Genomic DNA, 19,853 nt, shown 5'->3' on the forward strand with positions numbered 1-19,853 from the left:
AATCGTGTTGCCAAATTTTACAGACATAAGAATTACTGCAGTCAGTCAGTTTTTTGATACAACTTTCGTGGGGATCTCTCACTACGTTATTGGGGTGTTTCCTGTGCCCGAGAGGAGCCGCCATGAGTGAGAAGGATGCCTTTGCTGAAGTGGTCGACATGCACCACGGAGGTATGAATAAGTTGGAAATTGCGAATGAGCTGTCGCAGAAAGGGTGGGGTTTCTATGATGCCTTAGAATTTACAGAGAGTGTGTATGAGAATGAATCGCTCTCAGACCCCATCAGAATGGGAAGTTCTTTGGAGGAAATGCGAAAACAGCCGCCATTAGATATCTGATATGTTCCTGATGAAAGCCAGCTTACGACTGCTGGCTTTCGTTTTTGAGGACCGCTCGCTTACATAAAATGTGCAACTAATCCCTATGTTTTAAAGATAAGAATCATGTTTCATATCGTGGATGAACACGTGTTTAAAGCGTTAAATCTATCAAAACTTGAATGTGATCATTTATAACTTTGCCAGTAACACTATCGTTATGTGATGCAGCATCTTCGCAACATCGATGGAATGTTTACCGAATTGTTCGGATGAGTTCATGTTGTAGGTTATTTCCAGGAAGAGACTTGTATGAACGCATATTATTCAACACTAAGTGGATGGCTGATCCCCATTACTCGGGCAATGAAAACCCTAGACATTGAGCCGATCGAGACGTTGGAAAGGTTTGGTATTTCTCCTTCAATAGTCAATGATCCTGAGGGGAGGGTTTGCGTTCAGAGCCTCGGTAATTTGTTCGCGTACTGTAACAACAAAGTTGGCGGTCGCGCTTTTAATATAGAGGTAGCTTGTAGCTTCCATCCATCAGTGCTTCATGCGCTTGGGTATGCGGTGCAATCGGCATACAGCCTTCAAGAAGCATTGGAACGTGTTGCGCAATACAAACGTGTCGTCTCTAATTGCTGCAACATGTACGCCTTTGAGGAAGGTGAAGACGATTTTGTCGCTGACCTTGAGGTCTATCAATATGCAGATAGCGGTCGCGGGGTACTCACTCCCCACATGATTGAAGCATTTTTGGCCACGTTAGTTCAGTTGTCTCGCGATATTGTTGGCCGTGATTTTAATCCAGTCAAAATACAATATAATTTTGAGCCGATTGGTGCGGATTGCGACGTGGCTTCGGCGTTCTTCGATTGCCCAATTGAGTATGGTTGCGATCGAAACGCTGTTGTGATGGATGCGGAAGTCGTCAGAGCCCAGTCTATTAGTAGTAATCCCGCAATCAATGAAATGCACCTCGAAATGCTTAACAAGTTCATGTGTAGGGTAGATAAAACCAACCTGTCATTTCAGATCGAGAACCGTATTGTTGAAGAACTGCCTCTCGGAGCGCCTTCACAGGCGGATGTGGCCAAACAACTGGGATTAAGCCTTCGAAACCTTCAGCGTAAACTCAACGATCAGGGCACCTGCTATAAAGACATCCTCGACAATACACGTAAACGTTTGACGATGAATTATATTAGGCAGCCTCATATGAGTATCAGTGAAATTGGCTATTTGGTGGGATTTTCCAATGTCGCGAACTTTAACCGAGCATTTAGGCGTTGGGAAGGTTGTGCGCCTGGTGAGTATCGTCATCGTTATCTCTCTTCGAATACCCTCGCCGAAGCCTGTCGGCATTGACCCAAACTGATAACGAGAAAGGGCACCGAAAGGTGCCCTTTCTTTCATCTAGCTCTCAAGCAGTTCAGAAGATAATCCTTTGGCATAAATTAACAAAGCGTTCTGACAGGGTTAGCGCATATTGAAAATTCAGTATCGCAATAGAAATGAGTCCTCTCCATTCTGCTGTTCTTGTTGGACTTGGCTGAATTAAGGAGGAAGACATTAGGGAGACCCAAATGAGCAACGCTGAACAACTCTCTGCTCCGATGGTTGCTGAACAGCATTCGATGAATGGCGTCATTCCAGTGACCACTACGTTTAGTATTCAAAAACATGCGTTCAACAAAGAAAGATACCCTACCTATGAAAACCGGGTAGAGGATCTGGAGGCGCTTAAGTCGGCAATTCACCGCGAAAAAGAAAACCTGCTCAATGCGCTCGTAAAGGATTTTGGCTACAGAAGTCACGAGGAAAGCATACTCGGCGACATATTCTCTTCTCTTTCCACGATTGATTATACAATCAAACACTTACGCCAATGGATGAAGCCACAAAGGCGAAAAGTCGGGATTGTCTTTCAGCCAGCGAAAGCCGAAATTCACTACCAGCCTTTGGGTGTCGTTGGGATTATTGCTCCTTGGAATTACCCCGTCTTTCTCACCATTGGCCCACTGGTGGCTGCGGTCGCTGCGGGAAACCGGGCCATGATTAAAGTGTCTGAATTCACGCCTGCGACGAATGCAGTGTTGGAAGAGATGCTCAGCAGTGTCTTTGCAAACGACAAGGTTTGTGTTGTGCAAGGTGACGCGAACATCGCGAAGTCATTTTCAGAATTGCCGTTTGACCACCTGCTCTTTACTGGCTCCACACAAGTTGGCCGTCATGTGATGCTTGCGGCGGCAGATAACCTTGTGCCAGTGACACTGGAACTTGGCGGCAAATCGCCAGTGATCATCGATAGCGACATACCGTTGGGTGAAGCCGTAAAACGCTTTATCTACGGCAAAACCATGAATGCAGGCCAAACCTGTGTCGCGCCAGATTACATTTACTGTCCGCATGATCGCGTAGACAGTTTGGTGAAGGAAATCGATCATCGCTATGAATCTATGTATCCCTCTGAGCTTGGTGACGATAAACGCACCCGGGTGATCAATGCGAAACAGTTCGACCGTTTGATGGGATATCTGGAAGAAGCTAAAGCGCAAGGAGCGCAGGTTATTCATCTTGGAAATTTGGATGTAAAGCCAGAAGGCGGCTTTATACCCCTGACGCTGATATTGGGTGCCAAGCCTTCAATGAAAGTCATGCAGGAAGAAATTTTTGGACCCATCCTTCCCATTGTTGGTTATCAGAGTGTGCAGGATGTTATTGATTCTATTAACAACAACCCAAGACCTTTGGGTTTGTATATACAAAGCTTCGACAAAAATTTCCAACGCCGATTTTTAAAGGAAACACATGCTGGTGGTGTTTGCATTAACGATGCGGCATTCCATGTCGTTGTCGACGATTTGCCATTTGGTGGAGTGGGCGACTCCGGAATAGGCAGTTATCACGGGGTAGAGGGATTCAGAACATTTTCACACTGCAAGTCAGTGTTGGTACGAGGGAAACTCTTTTTCAGCGACATGCTGTTCCCGCCTTACGGCAAGAAAATGCATCACTTGTTCAACAAGTTCTTTGTTGGTGGGTGACAGTGTCACATGGCGTTGGCGTTAAGACCAAAGCCTATTAGGGCAAGAACAAGCATGATAAACAGAAGGATAATGAACGTGACACAAGGTGAGCGAAACAACCGCGCCACAATGGCGACGTTTATCGAAAGCGCCTGCGACAAATACGCAGACAAAATTGCATTCTATTGCGGACCACAAAGCCTGACTTATCGTGAAGTGGAGGAAAAGTCCCGACAACTGGCAGGCTGGATTCAAAACAACACAAACTTACAACCCGGTGATCGGATTGCTATCCAGCTTCCGAATATTCTGGATTTTCCAATTGCTGCGTTTGCAGCCTTGCGCGCCGGATTGGTTCTTGTGAATACCAATCCTCTTTACACCCCCAGAGAAATGCAGCATCAGTTTACGGATTCTGGTGCAAAAGCCTTGGTTATCTTCGCGCCGCTTTCCGCGCCTTTGGCATCAGTCATCGACCATACCGATATTGAGCTGGTGATTTATGCCAAAGGGGGCGGTTCGGCTTCTGTACCCAGTGAGCGTGATATCCAGCAGGTAGATTTGGACAACATTCTCGCCTTTGATGCCGCGCCGTTTTGTCCGCCGAACATTGATGCCGAAGCGATTAGCATGCTTCAGTACACAGGCGGCACGACGGGAAGGGCAAAGGGGGCATGTCTCACTCATGCATCCGTGCTGACGAACATGGAGCAGCTTGAAGAACGCTTGAGCAATGTTGTTACTCCGGGTGAAGAACTCTTTGTTTGCCCATTGCCGCTCTACCACATCTATGCGTTTGCAGTGAACCTTATCCTTTTCTTCTCTCAGGGGAATACCAATATTCTGATCCCGAACCCAAGAGATCTGGATGCCTTTGTTACGCAATTGAAGCCGCACAAATTTTCTGGCTTTGCCGGTATTAACACTCTATTTGTCGGACTTTGCCAGCACCCAGAATTCCGTGAACTGGATTTCTCTCACCTCAAAATCACGATTTCTGGCGGGACTGCTTTGATTGATGCAGCGCGTCTTGGTTGGGAAGAGGTGACAGGTTGCACTATCACCGAAGGGTATGGCATGTCTGAGACCTCCCCTGTTATCAGCCTGAATCATCCTGGAAGCGAGCACTATGGCACCGTGGGGGCGCCACTTATCAACACCAATGTAGAAATCTGGGATTTGAATGACCAGCCATTGCCAGATGGCGAGGTGGGCCAAATCGTGTTGAAAGGCAAACAGGTGATGAAAGGTTATTGGAATAACCCAGAAGAAACCGCTCAGGTGTTGACGTCAGCTGGCTATTTTAAAACTGGTGACATGGGTGTCGTTCTTGAAAACGGATGTATTCAGATTGTCGACCGCCTAAAAGACATGGTGCTGGTTTCGGGCTTTAATGTTTATCCAAGCGAGGTAGAGCAAGTGCTTTGCGCTTACCCCGATGTGTTGGAAGCTGCTGTAGTCGGTGTGTCTGATGACACAACAGGTGAGGCAGTAAAAGCCTTCATTACAGCAAAAGAGACCTTGGAACTGACCGACCTTGAAACCTTCTGCCGCCAGAATCTCACTGCCTACAAAGTGCCTAAACAGGTAGTTGTGGTCTCTGAGTTGCCGAAGACGGCTGTTGGTAAGATCCTTCGAAAAGATCTTCGCGCTAACGCCTAGGGTCTGTTGACTCGTGAATCATTAGACCCTAACCGTCTTTCTGTCCTTTACTTTTACTCGTCTTTTCCGGTGCAAATGCGCCGGCTTTTTTTTCCTGTTTTTTCATTGTTACCTGTTGGTCTGAAGACACAAAAAAAGCCCGCGAGGCGGGCTGTATTAAGGACGGTTATGTTCTGTTTTCAGAAGCGGTAGTTTGCTTGTGCACCTACAATCAGTAAATAGCCTTTTGCCGTGTAGTCATGGTTTGCCGTGAATAAGCTGGTTTCAGTAAAAGACTCATCTGAGCGGTCCATGTAAGCCAATCCAAAATCAAACGACCAGTTGTCATCAAGTTGGTAATTCATACCTGTCGAATACCAATAGGCGTCTTGGTCTGGGATGCTCACGGTTGTATCACCTGCTTTTTCATCGAGTGCAAAGCCAGCGCGAAGTTTGATGGCCGGGTTGAGTTGATACGTTGCACCAATTGCCCATCGCCAGCTGTCGTCATACTTCTCCGGCTTTAGAAAACAAATGCCACCGTTGATACTGCAATCGCTGCTTGATGCGCTGAATTCTTTGTACTCACTCCATTGGGTCCAAAGGGCGCTGTAGTGAATGGCGAACTTATTATTGAGCTGGTGGAAGCCAGAGAACTCTGCAATCGCGGGGAGTGGCACATTCGAAACAGCCGTTGTTGAACCTCCACCAGGAATGGCAACGCCGGGACTGAAATCCGTGAAAGTACCTTCAAGTTTCAGGTCAACGCCAGCGCGATAGGAGAGGCCGAGCCGGTTACTTTCATCCAGTTCAAACAGTGCGCCTACATTCCACCCAAAGGCCCAGTCATCACCGTCCCAGCTGAGAATCTTGCCTGAAGCCTGTGTGCCGAAGTTGCCTGCACCTCCACCGTAATGCCTATTCACTTCGCCATTTGCGTAAACCAGGCTAATACCTGCGCCAAGACTCAGCATAGGGTTCACTTGATAAGCAACGGCCGGGTTGATGTTTACTGTGAAAAGCTCGGTATCACCGCCTATGTCGCCGGCGAGGAAATCATTCTTCAGGTCAGTGCCCAGCCCGTAGTTGGCATATAGTCCCAAGCCCACAGCCATTTGGTCATTCAGAGGATGAACGTAGTAACTTGCTGGCACAAATTGGGAAGGAATAATGTCTGACGAGGACTGCGCTGCTGAGTTGCCCGTCACGTCGATTTCTGCGTCAAAGTAAATCATTGAACCGGAGAACGCCGGACGTTCAAAGAGCGTCATGGTGGCGGGGTTCCGCCCCATCGACGTTGCGCTGTCACCGACAGCAGCTTCACCAGCATAGGCGCGCCCAAGCCCGCCGACTGAATCAAATGCGATTTGGTAGCCCGCAGCGTTTGCCTGACTGGCAGCGAGTGCAGACAAGACAAGCGTCGCTGTTGTGGAAAGGGTTAATACTCTTGCTTTCTTTGCCGCCATAACGACCTCCATGGCTGAAGTTAATCCTGTGATTTTTATAGGAATCCTTCAGATGGTAGGCATGACCGTACATTGGCATGTAGTCTCCACATGCCATTGAACTATCTTCAATGGTCAGTGAGACAAAAGCGTTTAAGAATGACTAGTTTTGGCTTAAACGTGGATGTACTGAATAAATTGATCCATGACCTGCATTTGCTGTTCAATGCCTTTCAATGAATGATAGATATCTGTTTCTTCATCACAGTGAAGGACGACGTGTTTGGCAAAGGCAGAGATTTGTCCATCTTTGACTTTTTTTGAATGAACGAGATTGCGCTTAATCACGACAAACAGATCTTGTTCCTGAAGACTGAGCGACAACTTCTTCGCTATTGCACGGATTTCAGTTTCGTCAACAGGTGCACCTTGGCGAACAGAAGATTGTAATACATATGTTTTTCTTGGGTTTCCGCCATTACTCGCCTTTGCAATGACGGCACAGGTGCGATTGACGATCATGCTTTTTCGCATTTCATCAACGCGGGTTAAGTTGATATCGACGTGTTGTTCCACTGACACTTCCCTTTTGGAGTAACCATTCGATGCCGTCGCGCAGAAAGCGCTTCGATGAATATTCGGGAATCTTATAAAAGGGCAAGTCGGTAAGCTTGTCATAACGTGCCATACCACTATCCGAGCGAACCGGTGCTGAGATTTGGGTGATTCAGGAAGGGAATTCGACTGAATGAAGTGCCGGTTAAAAAAAGCCGGGTTGTCGCTGCAACAACCCGGGAAGGCTATCTCGATAGAGAGATAGAAATCGGGCACTTATACCCAAACAACTTGAAGACCTCCCTACGGGCGAGTTGACTGATGCTGTGCTCTTTGTTGTCCCTTTTTGATGGAGGTGACTACACCTACAAAGGAACGCCGCGATCACAACACCAGTCAATCTCGCTAAATCTTGCATCTTCAGGTTGCTTGGGTATAAACCATTACCCAGTAGCGTCTACAATGTGCTACTCCGGAGAAGAGAGATAAGCGCTATATATTGATATACCTGATAAAGCAATCCATTAACTCCATCTTTATATCTATACTCTCTGCTTCAATGTCTTGATTTTCCTTCAGTTGACACTTTTCTCCTATTTCCTTTGTAAACATATAAATTTGTTGATCCTTTATTCTTTTAGAGTTTCTTAAGTTATTTTTTATGGCTGTAAAAACCAATGCTTCTCTATGGGATAACTTATGTTTTTTGGATATTTCGGCGAGATTTTTTCTTTTTTTTAATGGTATATCAAGATACTCAACCTGCTTAACTTTTCTAAGTACACTACAGGCTCTTGAAATTATTTCATCCTTTTTTATGTCTCCCATCTTACTAATGTCAATTCTTTTTCTTCTAGCCAATGCTCTTTCCCGTCTGATTTTTTTAGATGACAAAATGAAAATCTTGGATGATGCCGTTATTATGGTGTTTTAATGACTTTTTTCTTTGTCTCTCCATGACATTTCTTTATCATTAGCATGTGTTTTGAAAAAAAAGCCAGCACTTATGTGCCGGCTCTTATATGTTTGATGCGAGATTAAGCATGAATGTATTTTATGAAAAGTGACATCAGCTGCATTTGAGATTGAAAATTACCAAATGCACCTTCAAACATCTTCTCATCATTAACCTCAGACACGAAGCTCCTAGTGAAACTCAAAATGTCATCTTCTTTTACTTTTTTAGAATAAATCGAATTTTCTTTAATGACGATATAAACGGTTTTCTCTGGTTGGCTTAGCTGATTCAGCACTTTATCATCGACGAGTGACTTCTTCCCTGAATAGTACTTAGCCATATTTTCACTGTTAACACTCTGCGTTCCCACGTGAGCCATGACCAAACATGCACCACTAGCAATGAGCATTTTTCTCATGGAATCTCTGCGTGATTGATTAAACTCTCTCATCATAATATCTCCCATTAGTTCCAAGGACTGACAGTCATTGTTGAAGGCATGCGAAGGTCATAGCTCCAGCGTCTTTCGCGATTTTTAGCTCGAATCTTTTCATCCAAATCTTTGAGTTGTGACTGGAAGTTATCCAGATATGGATAAACATTGGGATCATGGGAAAACTGGCCTTTTGGATATTTCCCAAGCGAGCGGAACCAATCTTCAGGTAAGTCGGTGAAGATCTTAGAAAACATGAACAGCCCAGCGCCGACATTCATGGGTGGACAAATATTCAGCCAATCTCTTTCTGAATACTCATGATAAGGATCGATAGGGTGGTCTCGATAAAACCCTAAAGCGCCAAGTTTCATGAAGGAGACAAAGCTACTGAAACCATGGTTTACTGACATCCAATAGATAATCCTTGAAACGGTATCCACTAGTTCTTCAATTGTTTTAGCATCATCGGGGAAGCCACGTACCATTCCATAATGGTTGGTTTCGTAGAGGAAAGCTTGTAATTCAGAATCGTCAACGACATCTTGGTCAGAGTGGTAATAAAGTCTGATATAACCATCCACCCACTCACTGATGATAGGGGCGAGTTCGTTATCATCATGTTGCGGAAAATCTTTTAACTGCGCCAAAGACGGGTCAGCGTGACGATCAATCGGCGAACTATGTGTTTTAAAGTGGTACTGACTTTTACGCCGTAGAACGGAGGTTAAAAAGGTTTGGCTGCTGAAGCCAGACAAATGCTGGATTGCGCCCGTTAACAGTCCATTGAAGGGATCGCCATAAGGGTCAACGTTATCAGATGTGGGAAAGCCGACTTCTGTAAAAATCCCGGTATGGTTGTTGGTCAGCAATCCCATCAGGTGCGTATCTAGTAATGGTCGAAGAGGGTGGTGCTCTGTGATATTTCTAAAGTACGCAACCGGGATGGAACCAAGGTAGACATGACTGGATAAGTGGTCAACAACACCAGCCATAGATGCCATCGTGGTTACCGTATTTTTGGCCATTTGCCAAGCCCAGTAGTTGTCACCTGCGGTGATGATTTTTGAGCGTGGGTGTTTGTTTGTGCCATAACCGAAAATATTCACAAAGAACCAATCTATGTCTTCCCAAAAACCTGAGCCTTGTGGTGTTTGAGTGGGTTGTATGGCAATGGTTTTTAGTGCGTTAGATTCTTTAGATATGCCAAACAGCGAGATACTTGCGTGCAACCTCGCACCATAGTTATCCCAGTTTCGTTCTGCCACTGTTTCTTCGTGAAAGTCCTTGAAGTCAACAATAAAAAGACGACCCTCAGCCATGGCTTGATCGATGTCGTCATTCTCAAAACCAGGCACTTTTTTGAGATGTTCATTAGTGATAGGAAAGTTCTGTTGGTGCTCGGTATAAGGTTTGAAATAGTCAAAAACGGGACTTGGCGCTGCTGTCATCAACCAACCAATAAGATCATCTGAGCGGAAGTCCTGGTCGTAGTCGGGTTTAGGCCATTGCTTTATACGGTCTTCATAGTGTGGATGCGTAGGGCAAAAAGTAGGGTAAAAATCGAGTTCCTCTACGCTATTACACTTTCTCGACGGAAACAAAGCTAGAATAGGATCCATAATTTCAAAGTGAGCGGCATCGGGTTTGTTATCAGTCAGCGCACCAATGATTCTTCTAAAAACGTCCAACACTCGAAGCGCAATATCAGGCGTTTTAACAATGTCGTCAAAATGCTTACAAAGATAGGCGATGGCACCTTCCATCAACTGAATGCCGTCAAATGTGAGACTGGCGTCATCAACGCCAAAATTGTATTCGTATGAATCAAGATCACCACGATATTTCCACGTGCCGGAATCAGCCACTTCTGGTGAAACAATATTTCCATGCACAACTGCACCGGGAAGCTTAAAGTATTCGAAAACGTGTTCCTTACGTGCTTTTTCTAAAAGCGCCTTTCTCACTGCCTGATGGGTTGTATCGTATTGGGGTAATGACACATTGGGGTAAGGGGTCTTCAGTTTTTCAGTGCCTCCTAGGCCTTGGAAAATTTTGTGGAATTCTCCGGCTAGCGGGTGGTCCTCTGTTTGACACCGCGCATTTCCAAACGAGCGCGTCCTAGTGGTTTTAAGCGTGGAGTACTCGTCAATATTCAGTAGCTCTCTCAACTCTTGAATCTGGTCGTTGCTCATAAAACTCAATCCCTTTTGGTTGGTACTATAGGACTAGTCATTCCAACTATCCCGCGTGATGACCGGCGTTCAAATATCACTGATAACAGATATTGTTATCTAACTCTGTATTTCAAACACCGGAGCTACCAGCCAACTTTAGCGACTCCAAACTATTTCGACTTGTCATTTTATGTATAAGATCTGTCCTTACTTTCCTTCACTCGGCATATGACTAAGATATTGGATATAAGAGTGTTTTCCTTTTCTAAAATTCACTGTTTAGTGTGATTATATATATGAAACAGGTATCTTAAGATTGAATAAAGTATGTAAAGGTAATGAATTTTAAATTAATTTGATTAGAATAAAAGGCACGCTGTTTAATTACACGTGCATCTACTTCGGGTGCATTGCCTTTTATCAGGCTGCTCTCACTTGAGCGTGACTGAACGTTAACCTCTATTAGCTTCTACGAATCTAATAAGGCGTGAAATCACTACCGGATTGTGCCTAGAGGGTGCATTGTTGACCTCGAACATAGGATCCAGATGATTGAAACCATCTAGTAAAATTCGTTCTTTTTTTGAAGGAACAACACCGAGTTCAATAAGCGGTTGAATGACGCCATCGGAACCGATGAACTCTAGCTTCGGCACGTAATCCAATTTATCTTGATGTATGACGTTCAATCCACTGTTTACTGCGTGTCCAAATGGCAATGCTAGCGCCGCGTCAATGACAATCCGCGTAGGAAAGTACCATTCAGTGAAATTGAGGCCCGTTTTGTCGTCATAGAGGGCACTGAGAAAGTCGTCCATATCTACCATTTCGTCTCGACCGGTTGTGAATGCTTGAGAACCATTGAGGCTGAGGTATTCGTCTTCGGCAGTGTAAGCAACTTCATCAAAATCAGCCCATGTATACAGAGGCCCGGTGAATCCCTGATAATCCTTCGGAAATACGGCGATATATTGTTTATCATCGGTATAGGCGGCACTTATAAAGTTACCAATAACAGGTAGCGATGAGATTGCGTTGAGGATATGAAATTTTTGCTCGATTGGACCACCATTTAGGTGTCCCAAACTGGTTCCAAGGAATCCTATTGTGGAGAAGTCATCGTCAAACACTAAACCAATAATTGCCTCATAGGTATAGCGAAAATCAGTCATGTCAGGCTTGAGGATGAAATCTGGGAGATCCTTGGAATGTAAAACTCTCATCATGTTTTGAAGTGAGAAGGGAAGCTTAACTTGGTCGATGATACCGATTTCGGCACTTGGCGCTTTTTCGGCAATCGCGCCCAAAATAACTGGAAATGCAAGCTCGGAAGGTGTGAAAAGGCCTGGTATTGAAACAATCCTAGGGATAATCCCTTTTTCTAGTTTGCTGGTGGCTTTGGCGTAAATATCCGGGGTGATGTTTTGAGCGACATCCACGCCAAACGCGCCGAGATGAAATGGAACCACTGAAGAAAGTAATTCAGGTATGTCTGACAGATTCGAGAGAATAGAGTCGAAAGCGAATGCTCCGGCTACATTGTTGAATCCTGCGTCTTCCAAGGTATTTGAGTCACCATCCAAGTCCCAAGAAAGAAATGCTGAAGTATGGATACCGCCCAAGGAGTGGCCTCCTACAAAGAGCTTTTTTTGGCGGTCTTCAAGGTTAGGCATTAACGTCATAGCAACCTTGAACATATCTTCCGTTGCTAGTGAGAGACCAAACTCGGAGAGGAAATCAACGTCTTCGCTTTTGTAAAATCCTGGAAATATGCTTCCATTGATGTCTCCGCTGTTGTAATAGAAATCAAGCGCTTCCAGAGCAACTTCATCAATACTGCGGTCAGCAAGCGGAAGAATATTGTCAATCATTGAGGTGTCCTCTAGGCAATTTGCTCGTCTGTCCATTGCCCACACTTCGAAGTTCAGGCCATGCTCTTTTTTGGCAATATAAACTAGTTCTCTGCCGATATGTTGGAAACCCGTTGCGCCTTCTAAAACGCCGGGCATCATCATCAATACCGCGTCCGCTTCATTGGAAGTAGAGCCATTTAGGGAGGAATATTTTATTAGGCTAATATTATTACATTGCTCCGGGGCTTTACTACGAATGTTTTCTGGAAGTGGAGATGGAATCTTAACCAATTCAGTTCTTACAATGCTGCTGACATCATTTTTATTCCATAGTCGTTCCACTCTTGGCTTTTTATTTTCTGGTGTGTTGCTTTCAAGGTCATAGTTACAGCCAAATAAAGCTGTAGATAGGGCTAAAATAGAGAGTGTATGTAGCAGTTTCCAAGTCCATGAACATTCCATGTTGTACTCCATGATTAAATGAAAGTAGAGAGCTCAGTCCCTGTTGAAAAATATCTAAAGCGTCTCAGTAATTAAGTGGAACACTTAAAAAGATGAGGACAAGGCGCCTTAAAGAGCGCCTTGACCTCATAGTTTAAGGGTTACAAGATATTGCTGTAGTAATCCTCACACTCTGGATTTGCTTCAATTTCAGCAGCGATAGACTCTTCATTGGTAAAGTCGCTGTTTTGACATTTGAGCAGTCTTACGCGATCCCAATCCACTTCAAACTCAGCCCCGAATGTGGCAGCTGATACGTGTTCATCCTTGTAAGCAACGGTTTGCACAGGAAGGACACCAAGCCAATTGCTGTGTGTTGCCAACAGTGACATGACACCGACAGAGCTATCTACATGAAACGTTGATGTGCCCGTTTTATCTGCTTCACTACGGAATGTTGCTACAAAGCCAGGTACAAAGTTTCGGTGAGAGATGGCGCTAAAGGCTCTGTAATCGAATGCGGGGTTTAAGTCCCAGGCAGGTTTATCTCGATGACAAGCCGTTTGTTCTGGGCCTGTTGCGTAGAGCCAATTACATCTTTTTTCAAGATAGTTTCTATCGTAGACCCAACCTGCTTGATCAAGACTTTCAGAACCTGAAGCATTTTCCAGCGTATACTCTGCTGTCTCGTACGAGACGGTTTTTGAATAGCTAGTGTTGTAACTATAAGTAGCCGATAAACCTGCGTTACCTGTACCGCCAGATTGGTTTCCCTCGGCACCAACACTTGCTGTGATTGATATTCCCACATCAACGGTAGCAGTTTCTGAGATCTGATTTGTAGGATTTTCTTGAGCGGGAATATGGCCATGCAACCTGACATCTGGATCATCCGAGTAGACACTGAAGCGGTAGTTATCCGCAAAAGGTTTCATCTCGGTCATCCAAGGATGAAAAAAAGAAAGAGCGAATTGATTTTGAACTAGCTGATCGGACAGAAATATACCTGTGCCACCACCATCATCAGGTGCAATGGAAACACGGACAAAGTTAATATCCTCATTTAAGCCATCATCGGTTGCTTCAGAGCGAATTTTTTCAACGGTGTAGGTAAGTGAAGCGCGACTGTTGTTTTCAATGCAAGGGTCTTCCATATTTTCTTCATCAACATATTCATACCCACCTAATCCTAAAAAGCCAACTTTGGCTAGGCCAGGTGTAGGGCATGATAATCGTTCTTGCCGTGCCTCAACGAGAATGACTTCCCTATTTGTTGTTTTTAGTAACTCCAAAGGGGGACGTTCTGTTTCTGTATTGGATTCATTATTTGCTAAAGATCGGGTCGATGGTGAAAGTGATCTTAAGTCCGATGCAGAAACCATGGTTGAATACTGCAACTTGGTTGAGAGTTCAGACTTGGCATCCTCCAAGGAATCGATTAGTTCATCTGAAGCATTGGGATCTATGTAAAAATCACTATAGCTTTCCTCGGTATCTCCGTAGACAGAGATCGATTTTAGGTTAAGTTGACCCTCAATCATTGCTGCCGCAACAACGGGGGCTTTAACACCAAAACCCAATACCTTTGATACCAGTGTTTTTGAGCTTTCTGCGGTGCCTGCATGCGTGTTATCTAAAATGACAATATCACCCTGACGCAGCTTTCTTTTGATGTCTTCTAGGTCACTGTCTGTCACCTCAGTTGTATTTACATACACCTCATTCGCCCCAATTTCATAGGACTCAAAGACACTACTTCTTGTACCAAACTCCGTTTGCGCATTGGCTGTGGTCGCAGCAATGCTTAGTGCTAATAAAGACCATTTAATATTCACTTTCCTTAACTCCTTTAAGTTATGACGAGCTACTGCGAAGCCAAACTTTCTATCAGCTAGGCAGGGATGGCGACCCAAACCGAATGAAATAGCATCGTAGCTGCTATCTGATCTATGCATTTTTAACAATCTATAGATCCCAAGGTGTATTAATTTAAATTGGTATTCCAAACGAAATATTAATTATTTAACTTGGCGCATTTAATATTATTATCGCCAGAGAGGATTAATTGTTCTGGGTGTAATACAAGATGCTATGAGCCATAACATCATGATAACAATGTAAAAAATATATTTGGAAGAAGCTTGTGGTACTAAAGTAGTATGATAATGAGTATTAGTTAGGTGTTAATTTCTATGAGTTTTATTGTTTGTTTTAAATTGTGTTTGAATAGTATTGAAATACATTTAAATGAAGTGTATTGACCGAGTTTATAAAGCGCTTTCTTTTTGGTGGTTTATACTTTAAATATTTTAAAATATACTTTCTTGACATGAAAACTTAACATTGGTAACTATGAAATGCCTTAATACAGGTTCTGCATTATTTTAGCTAATTCTTAAATGGATGTGATTGCAGCGTTCGCGATTATTGTGATTAAAACTACACACAGGAAAGACCTCCAAAACGGAAACTCTGTCTTTTTATGCAGTTAATATCTTTGGGTGAGCAGCCAATCAGAATCGGTTAACATGATGAAAATTGTTTGCAAAAACTAGTTGCATAGAAGTGGTATGACAGAACATCAAGCAAGGCTGGAAAACCTGAAAGCTCACATTCTAGAAGAGCTGGATTTGTTGAAAGACCAGGCGGATCCTGTCGCTCTTGACCAACCTTGTATTGGTCGGGTTGCGCGAATCGATGCGATTCAACAAAACGAAATGGCCAAATCCAATCTTAGGTATTTTCAAAGCCAGTTAAATGAGGTGAATGCCGCACTTCAGCGTTTGGAAGACGAAGAGTACGGCTTTTGCGAAGAGTGTGGTGTGGATATCCCCGATGCCCGTTTAGCCATTAAGCCGGAAGTTAGGTTTTGTGTTGGTTGCCAGGAAGGGCATGAATCCCTTTAGCTAACCTGAGCAATACTCGCTGGGTTGAAAAGGCGTCCAATAGCGCAAGCAATCCGCAGGTGGCGTAAACACTTCTATGGTGAGTGGGTAGCACTGTGCTTCATCACTGGAGTGAGTGTCACTGCAATCACCTCCCGGACAAGCTGACAATGCTCCCAACAGATCGGTTTCAGCAAAAAACTCAATGTAGTCTCCCTGTCGCGCAGGGCTTGCCTTCATAAAGTACTGATGGGTATCTCGGGTGAATCCGGTGCACATGAATACGTTAAGTACATCATGCATGTAGGGTTCTGCTTCTTTCTGACTTACACCGAGCTTATCCGCAAGCGCCCGCATAAGGTTGGAATGGCAGCAATGATGATAATGTTCGTCATGAAGCCGATGGTGAGTATAGGGGTCGCAACGGGTGCCAATGACATCATGCACACCTGCACCATCGTCGTCCCAGCCATACCAAGACAATGAGTCATCGGTAATCGTTGCGATAGGGCGCAAGTAGGGCATGTTGCTCCACAATCTGTCGCCGGTAGATAAATGAGTGGCATGGAGTTGTCTGGTTTTTCCGCTGAAAAAGCGCTCAGTCAAATTATCGCGCTGCCAAAGATTTAAATCTCCGACCTGAGAGCCATGTAAGCAGGAAATGCGAAAGAAGCTGCCAGCAGGAACTGTAAAGCAGCGCGCTTCTCTGGGCGGGATTTCCAGCTTCACGGTTCTTACCGCTTCTTGCCGTACGGCCTGATAAAAAGGCGCATCAAAGGGTGGCAGGTTTTCAACGTCATAACACACGACAGGTTTTGCTGCACGGCGCGCTTCAGCATCAGATGGTTCTGGGTGCTTGGTGCCCCAATCAGCCTCGCCATCGGGTATCTGCTTTGCACTGTCACTCATACCATTACCTCCATGTAATCGTTGTCATTGGAGTATAGGCATTCCTGATTGAGCGACTATTCGCACTCTTTAGAACATGACTGCGTTCGCAATTGTGGGCTCAGAAATCTGCAGCGATCTCGCTTGTCTTGAACCACGAACAGATAACCCAAAGAGCAGTGTAATCCTTTTGTTTTATAAACCCGTACTGAATTCACTCATGAAACAAAGGAGTGAGCCGTGTTTTCATTTTTCAAAGATAGAACCGCAAAGAAACTTAAGAAGAAACACTCGATGTTGCTGGAACAAGCGATGCAAGCCCAAAGAAGGGGTGACATCAGAATGTATTCAAAACTGACCGCAGAAGCAGAGGACGTGTTTAACGAGTTCAAACAGGCAAGTGAGCAACAATCCTGATGCTCGACGGGCGACTCATCTATTGCGGGGTGGAATATGATGAACTTTAGCGACGAAGACCTTTCTAGAATCATAGAAATGGCGTGGGAGGACCGAACGCCATTTGAAGCGATCAATCATCAATTTGGTTTAGGAGAGCCTCAACTTATTGGTTTGATGCGTCGTTCTCTAAAACCGGGCAGTTTTAAAAGCTGGCGTAAACGCGTGTCTGCAAGAAAAACCAAGCATCAAAAGTTGCGTCCTGTCGAGGTTAGTCGCTGTTACTGCCCAACACAGTATAAACAGCGATGAAAGCGACAGCGAGTTATCGAGGTAACAAAGCGCACTTGCCAACCAAAATCTGCGTTGTTTGTGAAAGGCCGTTTTCCTGGAGGAAAAAATGGGCTACTTGTTGGGACGAGGTCAGATATTGCTCTGAAAGGTGCAGGAAGGAAAAGAAAAAGGCAGGGTGATCCTGCCTTTGAGCTAAACAGTGACTGCACTTTGCGACTAATGCTAGTTATTTAGATAACGCGCCATCAGATGCAGCTTAAAGTGCTCAGCATTGAGTGGTTCACCCGTCGCTTGAGTCACTAATTCGTCTGTTGAAAGCGTTGAGCCCTTCGACCAAACGTTCTCTTTCAGCCATTCGCTAATCGGTGCGATCTCCAGTTGTTTCAGGCAGGTATCAACATCAATTGTCTTGCGCATTGCCGCCATAAACTGTGCCGCATACATAGCGCCTAGCGTGTAGCTCGGGAAATAGCCAAATGAGCCGTCGGTCCAATGGATATCTTGCATACAACCATCAGTGAAATTACCTTCGGTAGAGATACCAAGATATTCCTGCATCTTCTTATTCCAGATGCCAGGGATGTCATCTACCTCAATGACTCCTTCAATCAGATCGCGTTCGATTTCATAGCGCAGAATAACGTGTGCAGGGTAGGTGACTTCGTCTGCGTCGACGCGAATGTAACCGGGTTGAACGCGTTTATACAAAGCGTTGATATTGGCAATCTCAAAGGTCTTATCAGACTCGCGGCCAAATGTATCTTTTGCGAATTCGGCAATGTGCTGAACAAACTCTGGGCTTCGCGCTAACTGCATTTCAAAGAACAGGCTTTGGCTCTCGTGAATGCCCATTGATCGTGCCTCACCTGCTGGGAAGCCGTGTAATGAAGGCGGTAATCCTTGCTCATAGCGCGCGTGACCGGTTTCATGGATGACACCCATGATGGCTTGAGTAAAGTCGTCTTCATTGTAGCGAGTGGTGATTCGAACATCTTGAGGCACACCGCCACAGAAAGGGTGCATCGATACATCCAGTCGACCATGATTGAAATCAAAGCCCAAAATACCCATGAGCTTTTTGCCAAGCTCTGCTTGTTGCTCAGTAGGGAATGGTCCAGCGGGGTCTTCTACAGCGACTGTCGACTGCTTTTCAATGATTTGCTGCGTGAGTTCTGGTAACCAGGACTTGAGATCGCCAAAAATAATGTCCAGCTTCTCTGTTGTCATGCCTGGTTCGTAAAGATCAAGCATTGCGTTGTATCGACTGAGGCCAGTTTGTTCCGCGCGAATCGCTGCTTCTTCACGCGCGAGTTTAACCACTTTTTTGAGATTGACGGCAAAGTTATCCCAATCATTTTCTTTACGTTGGGTGCGCCATTCATGTTCGCATTTTGAACCTGCGATAGATTTCGCTTCCACTAAATCGGACGGCAGCACAGTGGCTTGTTGCCAAACACGCTTCATCTCTTTCAAGCTGATCTGTTGTTCAGCGGAAAGGGATGCGACGTTGGCCTCTGCTTCTGTTATCCACTGACCCATTTCAGGCGCTGTAAGGGTCTCATGGCAAAGCACGGCGAGTTCGCTCATGGCGTGAGCCCGGGCATCATTGCCACCATCAGGCATCATGGCAGCCTGATCCCAACCACAGATCGCGGCGAGGTGTTGGTAATTGGAGAGTTTCTTGAATTGCTTTTCTAAGCTTTTATAAGCAGTCATTGTTTTTATCCATGTCGTATCTTTGGAGGCACCGCAGGTAAATCCTTCGCACTGCGGTCGGCAGAATAGTGTTTTAAAAGTATTCTGAACGTAAAGAAATTTAGGAAAGATTGAGAGTTGCCATGCAGAGAACGCTGGTTTTTCTGAACAACAACCGATTCTCAGTTTACAACGTTGACAGTAGCACGTGTTGTTTGGATTAATCCAATTAACGCGTTAGGAGAATTGTTAACAAATTTATGTATATATTCGGATATGGAAGTTTAATCAATGCAGCTTCACGTCAACTCACGGGAGAGACGGGCATTGCCGTTCCTGCGGTTGTTAGTGGTCTGCAAAGACACTGGGGGCATACGGGGTCACCGGTAATGTCTCATTTGGTTGTTAAGGAAGGCGAAGGGCAATGTAACGGTGTATTGGTCCGAATAGATGATGATGCACTTGAGGTGTTTGATATCCGGGAAGCAGGTTATCAGCGCGTTCCTCTGGATTCTGAGCGAATTCAGGTGTTGGAAGTAGGCTTTGTTTTTGATGGACCTGTATTTGTGTATGTCACGGATGAAGTGATCGCACCATGCAGCAATCATCCTATCGCTCAAAGTTATGTCGACACTGTGCTTGCAGGATGTTTACGATACTCGGCTGATTTTGCAGAGAGCTTTATTACTTCAACATACGGCTGGAGTTTTCCGCGAATTGACGACCGACACTCGCCAGTCTATCAACGCGTAGCAGGTGTCGCCGACGAGGACAGGCACATGATCGACTTGATGCTGGTGGATTTACCGAATCACATAGAAAAGTAAAAGGAAAAGCCACGCA

18 protein-coding genes are annotated in these 19,853 nt (G+C 44.9%); 9 read left to right on the plus strand and 9 right to left on the minus strand.

The features are described 5' to 3' along the window. Positions 1-122 precede the first annotated feature (122 nt). From GCE9029_RS04835 to GCE9029_RS04850, 4 genes are all read left to right on the plus strand, one after another. Positions 123-338 carry a hypothetical protein gene (locus tag GCE9029_RS04835; RefSeq protein ID WP_062661299.1) on the plus strand — a complete coding sequence of 72 codons (216 nt, stop codon included), beginning with the start codon at positions 123-125 and terminating at the stop codon, positions 336-338. A 291-nt stretch (positions 339-629) separates the two neighbouring features. After that, positions 630-1,688 carry an AraC family transcriptional regulator gene (locus GCE9029_RS04840; protein WP_062661301.1) on the plus strand — a complete coding sequence of 353 codons (1,059 nt, stop codon included), beginning with the start codon at positions 630-632 and terminating at the stop codon, positions 1,686-1,688. Between the two features lie 218 nt (positions 1,689-1,906). Continuing rightward, the gene (locus tag GCE9029_RS04845; RefSeq protein WP_082804277.1) at positions 1,907-3,367 is read left to right on the plus strand and encodes a coniferyl aldehyde dehydrogenase; all 1,461 of its coding nucleotides are present in this window, start codon (positions 1,907-1,909) and stop codon (positions 3,365-3,367) included. 72 nt (positions 3,368-3,439) lie between these two features. Continuing rightward, positions 3,440-5,011 (plus strand): AMP-binding protein, encoded by a 1,572-nt coding sequence (locus tag GCE9029_RS04850; RefSeq protein ID WP_062661303.1) that lies wholly within the window; start codon positions 3,440-3,442, stop codon positions 5,009-5,011. Positions 5,012-5,190: 179 nt separating this feature from the next. Here GCE9029_RS04850 and GCE9029_RS04855 read toward each other — a convergent pair whose 3' ends face one another. The 7 genes from GCE9029_RS04855 to GCE9029_RS04885 all read right to left on the minus strand — a co-directional run bounded on the left by GCE9029_RS04855 (position 5,191) and on the right by GCE9029_RS04885 (position 14,687). Next, positions 5,191-6,456, minus strand: a complete 1,266-nt coding sequence (locus tag GCE9029_RS04855) for an outer membrane protein transport protein (protein WP_062661305.1) — start codon at positions 6,454-6,456, stop codon at positions 5,191-5,193. Positions 6,457-6,609: 153 nt separating this feature from the next. Next, positions 6,610-7,011 (minus strand): hypothetical protein, encoded by a 402-nt coding sequence (locus tag GCE9029_RS04860; RefSeq protein WP_062661307.1) that lies wholly within the window; start codon positions 7,009-7,011, stop codon positions 6,610-6,612. A gap of 471 nt (positions 7,012-7,482) precedes the next feature. Further along, entirely contained in the window at positions 7,483-7,851 is a 369-nt protein-coding gene (locus tag GCE9029_RS04865; RefSeq protein ID WP_157487769.1) for a hypothetical protein, read from the minus strand. 176 nt (positions 7,852-8,027) lie between these two features. Continuing rightward, positions 8,028-8,402: a hypothetical protein gene (locus GCE9029_RS04870; protein WP_157487770.1), complete on the minus strand. Its 375-nt coding sequence runs from the start codon at positions 8,400-8,402 to the stop codon at positions 8,028-8,030. 11 nt (positions 8,403-8,413) lie between these two features. Further along, positions 8,414-10,576: a lipoxygenase family protein gene (locus tag GCE9029_RS04875; protein ID WP_062661312.1), complete on the minus strand. Its 2,163-nt coding sequence runs from the start codon at positions 10,574-10,576 to the stop codon at positions 8,414-8,416. Between the two features lie 434 nt (positions 10,577-11,010). Next, complete coding sequence (locus GCE9029_RS04880; RefSeq protein WP_062661314.1) at positions 11,011-12,873, minus strand: hypothetical protein; 1,863 nt, start codon at positions 12,871-12,873, stop codon at positions 11,011-11,013. A gap of 140 nt (positions 12,874-13,013) precedes the next feature. Further along, complete coding sequence (locus tag GCE9029_RS04885; RefSeq protein WP_062661316.1) at positions 13,014-14,687, minus strand: leukocidin family pore-forming toxin; 1,674 nt, start codon at positions 14,685-14,687, stop codon at positions 13,014-13,016. 735 nt (positions 14,688-15,422) lie between these two features. On the opposite strand from GCE9029_RS04885, the gene GCE9029_RS04890 reads away from it, so the two are divergent. Beyond that, complete coding sequence (locus GCE9029_RS04890) at positions 15,423-15,758, plus strand: TraR/DksA family transcriptional regulator (protein ID WP_062661318.1); 336 nt, start codon at positions 15,423-15,425, stop codon at positions 15,756-15,758. On the opposite strand, the gene GCE9029_RS04895 is transcribed toward GCE9029_RS04890, so the two are convergent. After that, a complete protein-coding gene (locus tag GCE9029_RS04895) occupies positions 15,759-16,646 on the minus strand; it encodes an urea carboxylase-associated family protein (RefSeq protein WP_062661320.1) in 888 nt (295 codons plus the stop codon). It lies immediately after the preceding gene. 219 nt (positions 16,647-16,865) lie between these two features. Between GCE9029_RS04895 and GCE9029_RS26285 the strand changes: the two genes are divergently transcribed. Genes GCE9029_RS26285 through GCE9029_RS25785 form a run of 3 tightly spaced genes read left to right on the plus strand, consistent with a single transcriptional unit; the run spans position 16,866 to position 17,494 of the window. Beyond that, positions 16,866-17,042, plus strand: coding sequence for a DUF6435 family protein (locus GCE9029_RS26285; RefSeq protein ID WP_156168248.1), 177 nt, complete (start codon positions 16,866-16,868; stop codon positions 17,040-17,042). A gap of 39 nt (positions 17,043-17,081) precedes the next feature. Continuing rightward, positions 17,082-17,333, plus strand: coding sequence for a TIGR03643 family protein (locus GCE9029_RS25780; RefSeq protein ID WP_082804279.1), 252 nt, complete (start codon positions 17,082-17,084; stop codon positions 17,331-17,333). Continuing rightward, positions 17,330-17,494 (plus strand): DUF2256 domain-containing protein, encoded by a 165-nt coding sequence (locus tag GCE9029_RS25785; RefSeq protein WP_082804280.1) that lies wholly within the window; start codon positions 17,330-17,332, stop codon positions 17,492-17,494. Before GCE9029_RS25780 ends, GCE9029_RS25785 begins: the two co-directional genes overlap by 4 nt. Positions 17,495-17,537: 43 nt before the next feature. On the opposite strand, the gene GCE9029_RS04900 is transcribed toward GCE9029_RS25785, so the two are convergent. After that, positions 17,538-19,031 carry a carboxypeptidase M32 gene (locus GCE9029_RS04900; protein WP_062661322.1) on the minus strand — a complete coding sequence of 498 codons (1,494 nt, stop codon included), beginning with the start codon at positions 19,029-19,031 and terminating at the stop codon, positions 17,538-17,540. A 239-nt stretch (positions 19,032-19,270) separates the two neighbouring features. Between GCE9029_RS04900 and GCE9029_RS04905 the strand changes: the two genes are divergently transcribed. Continuing rightward, complete coding sequence (locus GCE9029_RS04905; RefSeq protein WP_062661323.1) at positions 19,271-19,837, plus strand: gamma-glutamylcyclotransferase family protein; 567 nt, start codon at positions 19,271-19,273, stop codon at positions 19,835-19,837. Positions 19,838-19,853: the final 16 nt, after the last annotated feature.

Source organism: Grimontia celer (assembly GCF_900055185.1).
GTDB classification, from domain to species: domain Bacteria; phylum Pseudomonadota; class Gammaproteobacteria; order Enterobacterales; family Vibrionaceae; genus Enterovibrio; species Enterovibrio celer.

Bases quoted from the DNA above. Each gene is read 5' to 3' on its own strand.
- GCE9029_RS04845 (WP_082804277.1), top strand. From the start codon at position 1,907: ATGAGCAACGCTGAACAACTCTCTGCTCCGATGGTTGCTGAACAGCAT.
- GCE9029_RS04875 (WP_062661312.1), bottom strand. From the start codon at position 10,576: ATGAGCAACGACCAGATTCAAGAGTTGAGAGAGCTACTGAATATTGAC.
- GCE9029_RS04840 (WP_062661301.1), top strand. From the start codon at position 630: ATGAACGCATATTATTCAACACTAAGTGGATGGCTGATCCCCATTACT.
- GCE9029_RS04880 (WP_062661314.1), bottom strand. From the start codon at position 12,873: ATGGAATGTTCATGGACTTGGAAACTGCTACATACACTCTCTATTTTA.
- GCE9029_RS04870 (WP_157487770.1), bottom strand. From the start codon at position 8,402: ATGATGAGAGAGTTTAATCAATCACGCAGAGATTCCATGAGAAAAATG.
- GCE9029_RS04890 (WP_062661318.1), top strand. From the start codon at position 15,423: ATGACAGAACATCAAGCAAGGCTGGAAAACCTGAAAGCTCACATTCTA.
- GCE9029_RS04855 (WP_062661305.1), bottom strand. From the start codon at position 6,456: ATGGCGGCAAAGAAAGCAAGAGTATTAACCCTTTCCACAACAGCGACG.
- GCE9029_RS04835 (WP_062661299.1), top strand. From the start codon at position 123: ATGAGTGAGAAGGATGCCTTTGCTGAAGTGGTCGACATGCACCACGGA.
- GCE9029_RS04850 (WP_062661303.1), top strand. From the start codon at position 3,440: ATGAACGTGACACAAGGTGAGCGAAACAACCGCGCCACAATGGCGACG.
- GCE9029_RS25785 (WP_082804280.1), top strand. From the start codon at position 17,330: ATGAAAGCGACAGCGAGTTATCGAGGTAACAAAGCGCACTTGCCAACC.
- GCE9029_RS04895 (WP_062661320.1), bottom strand. From the start codon at position 16,646: ATGAGTGACAGTGCAAAGCAGATACCCGATGGCGAGGCTGATTGGGGC.
- GCE9029_RS04900 (WP_062661322.1), bottom strand. From the start codon at position 19,031: ATGACTGCTTATAAAAGCTTAGAAAAGCAATTCAAGAAACTCTCCAAT.
- GCE9029_RS25780 (WP_082804279.1), top strand. From the start codon at position 17,082: ATGAACTTTAGCGACGAAGACCTTTCTAGAATCATAGAAATGGCGTGG.
- GCE9029_RS04905 (WP_062661323.1), top strand. From the start codon at position 19,271: ATGTATATATTCGGATATGGAAGTTTAATCAATGCAGCTTCACGTCAA.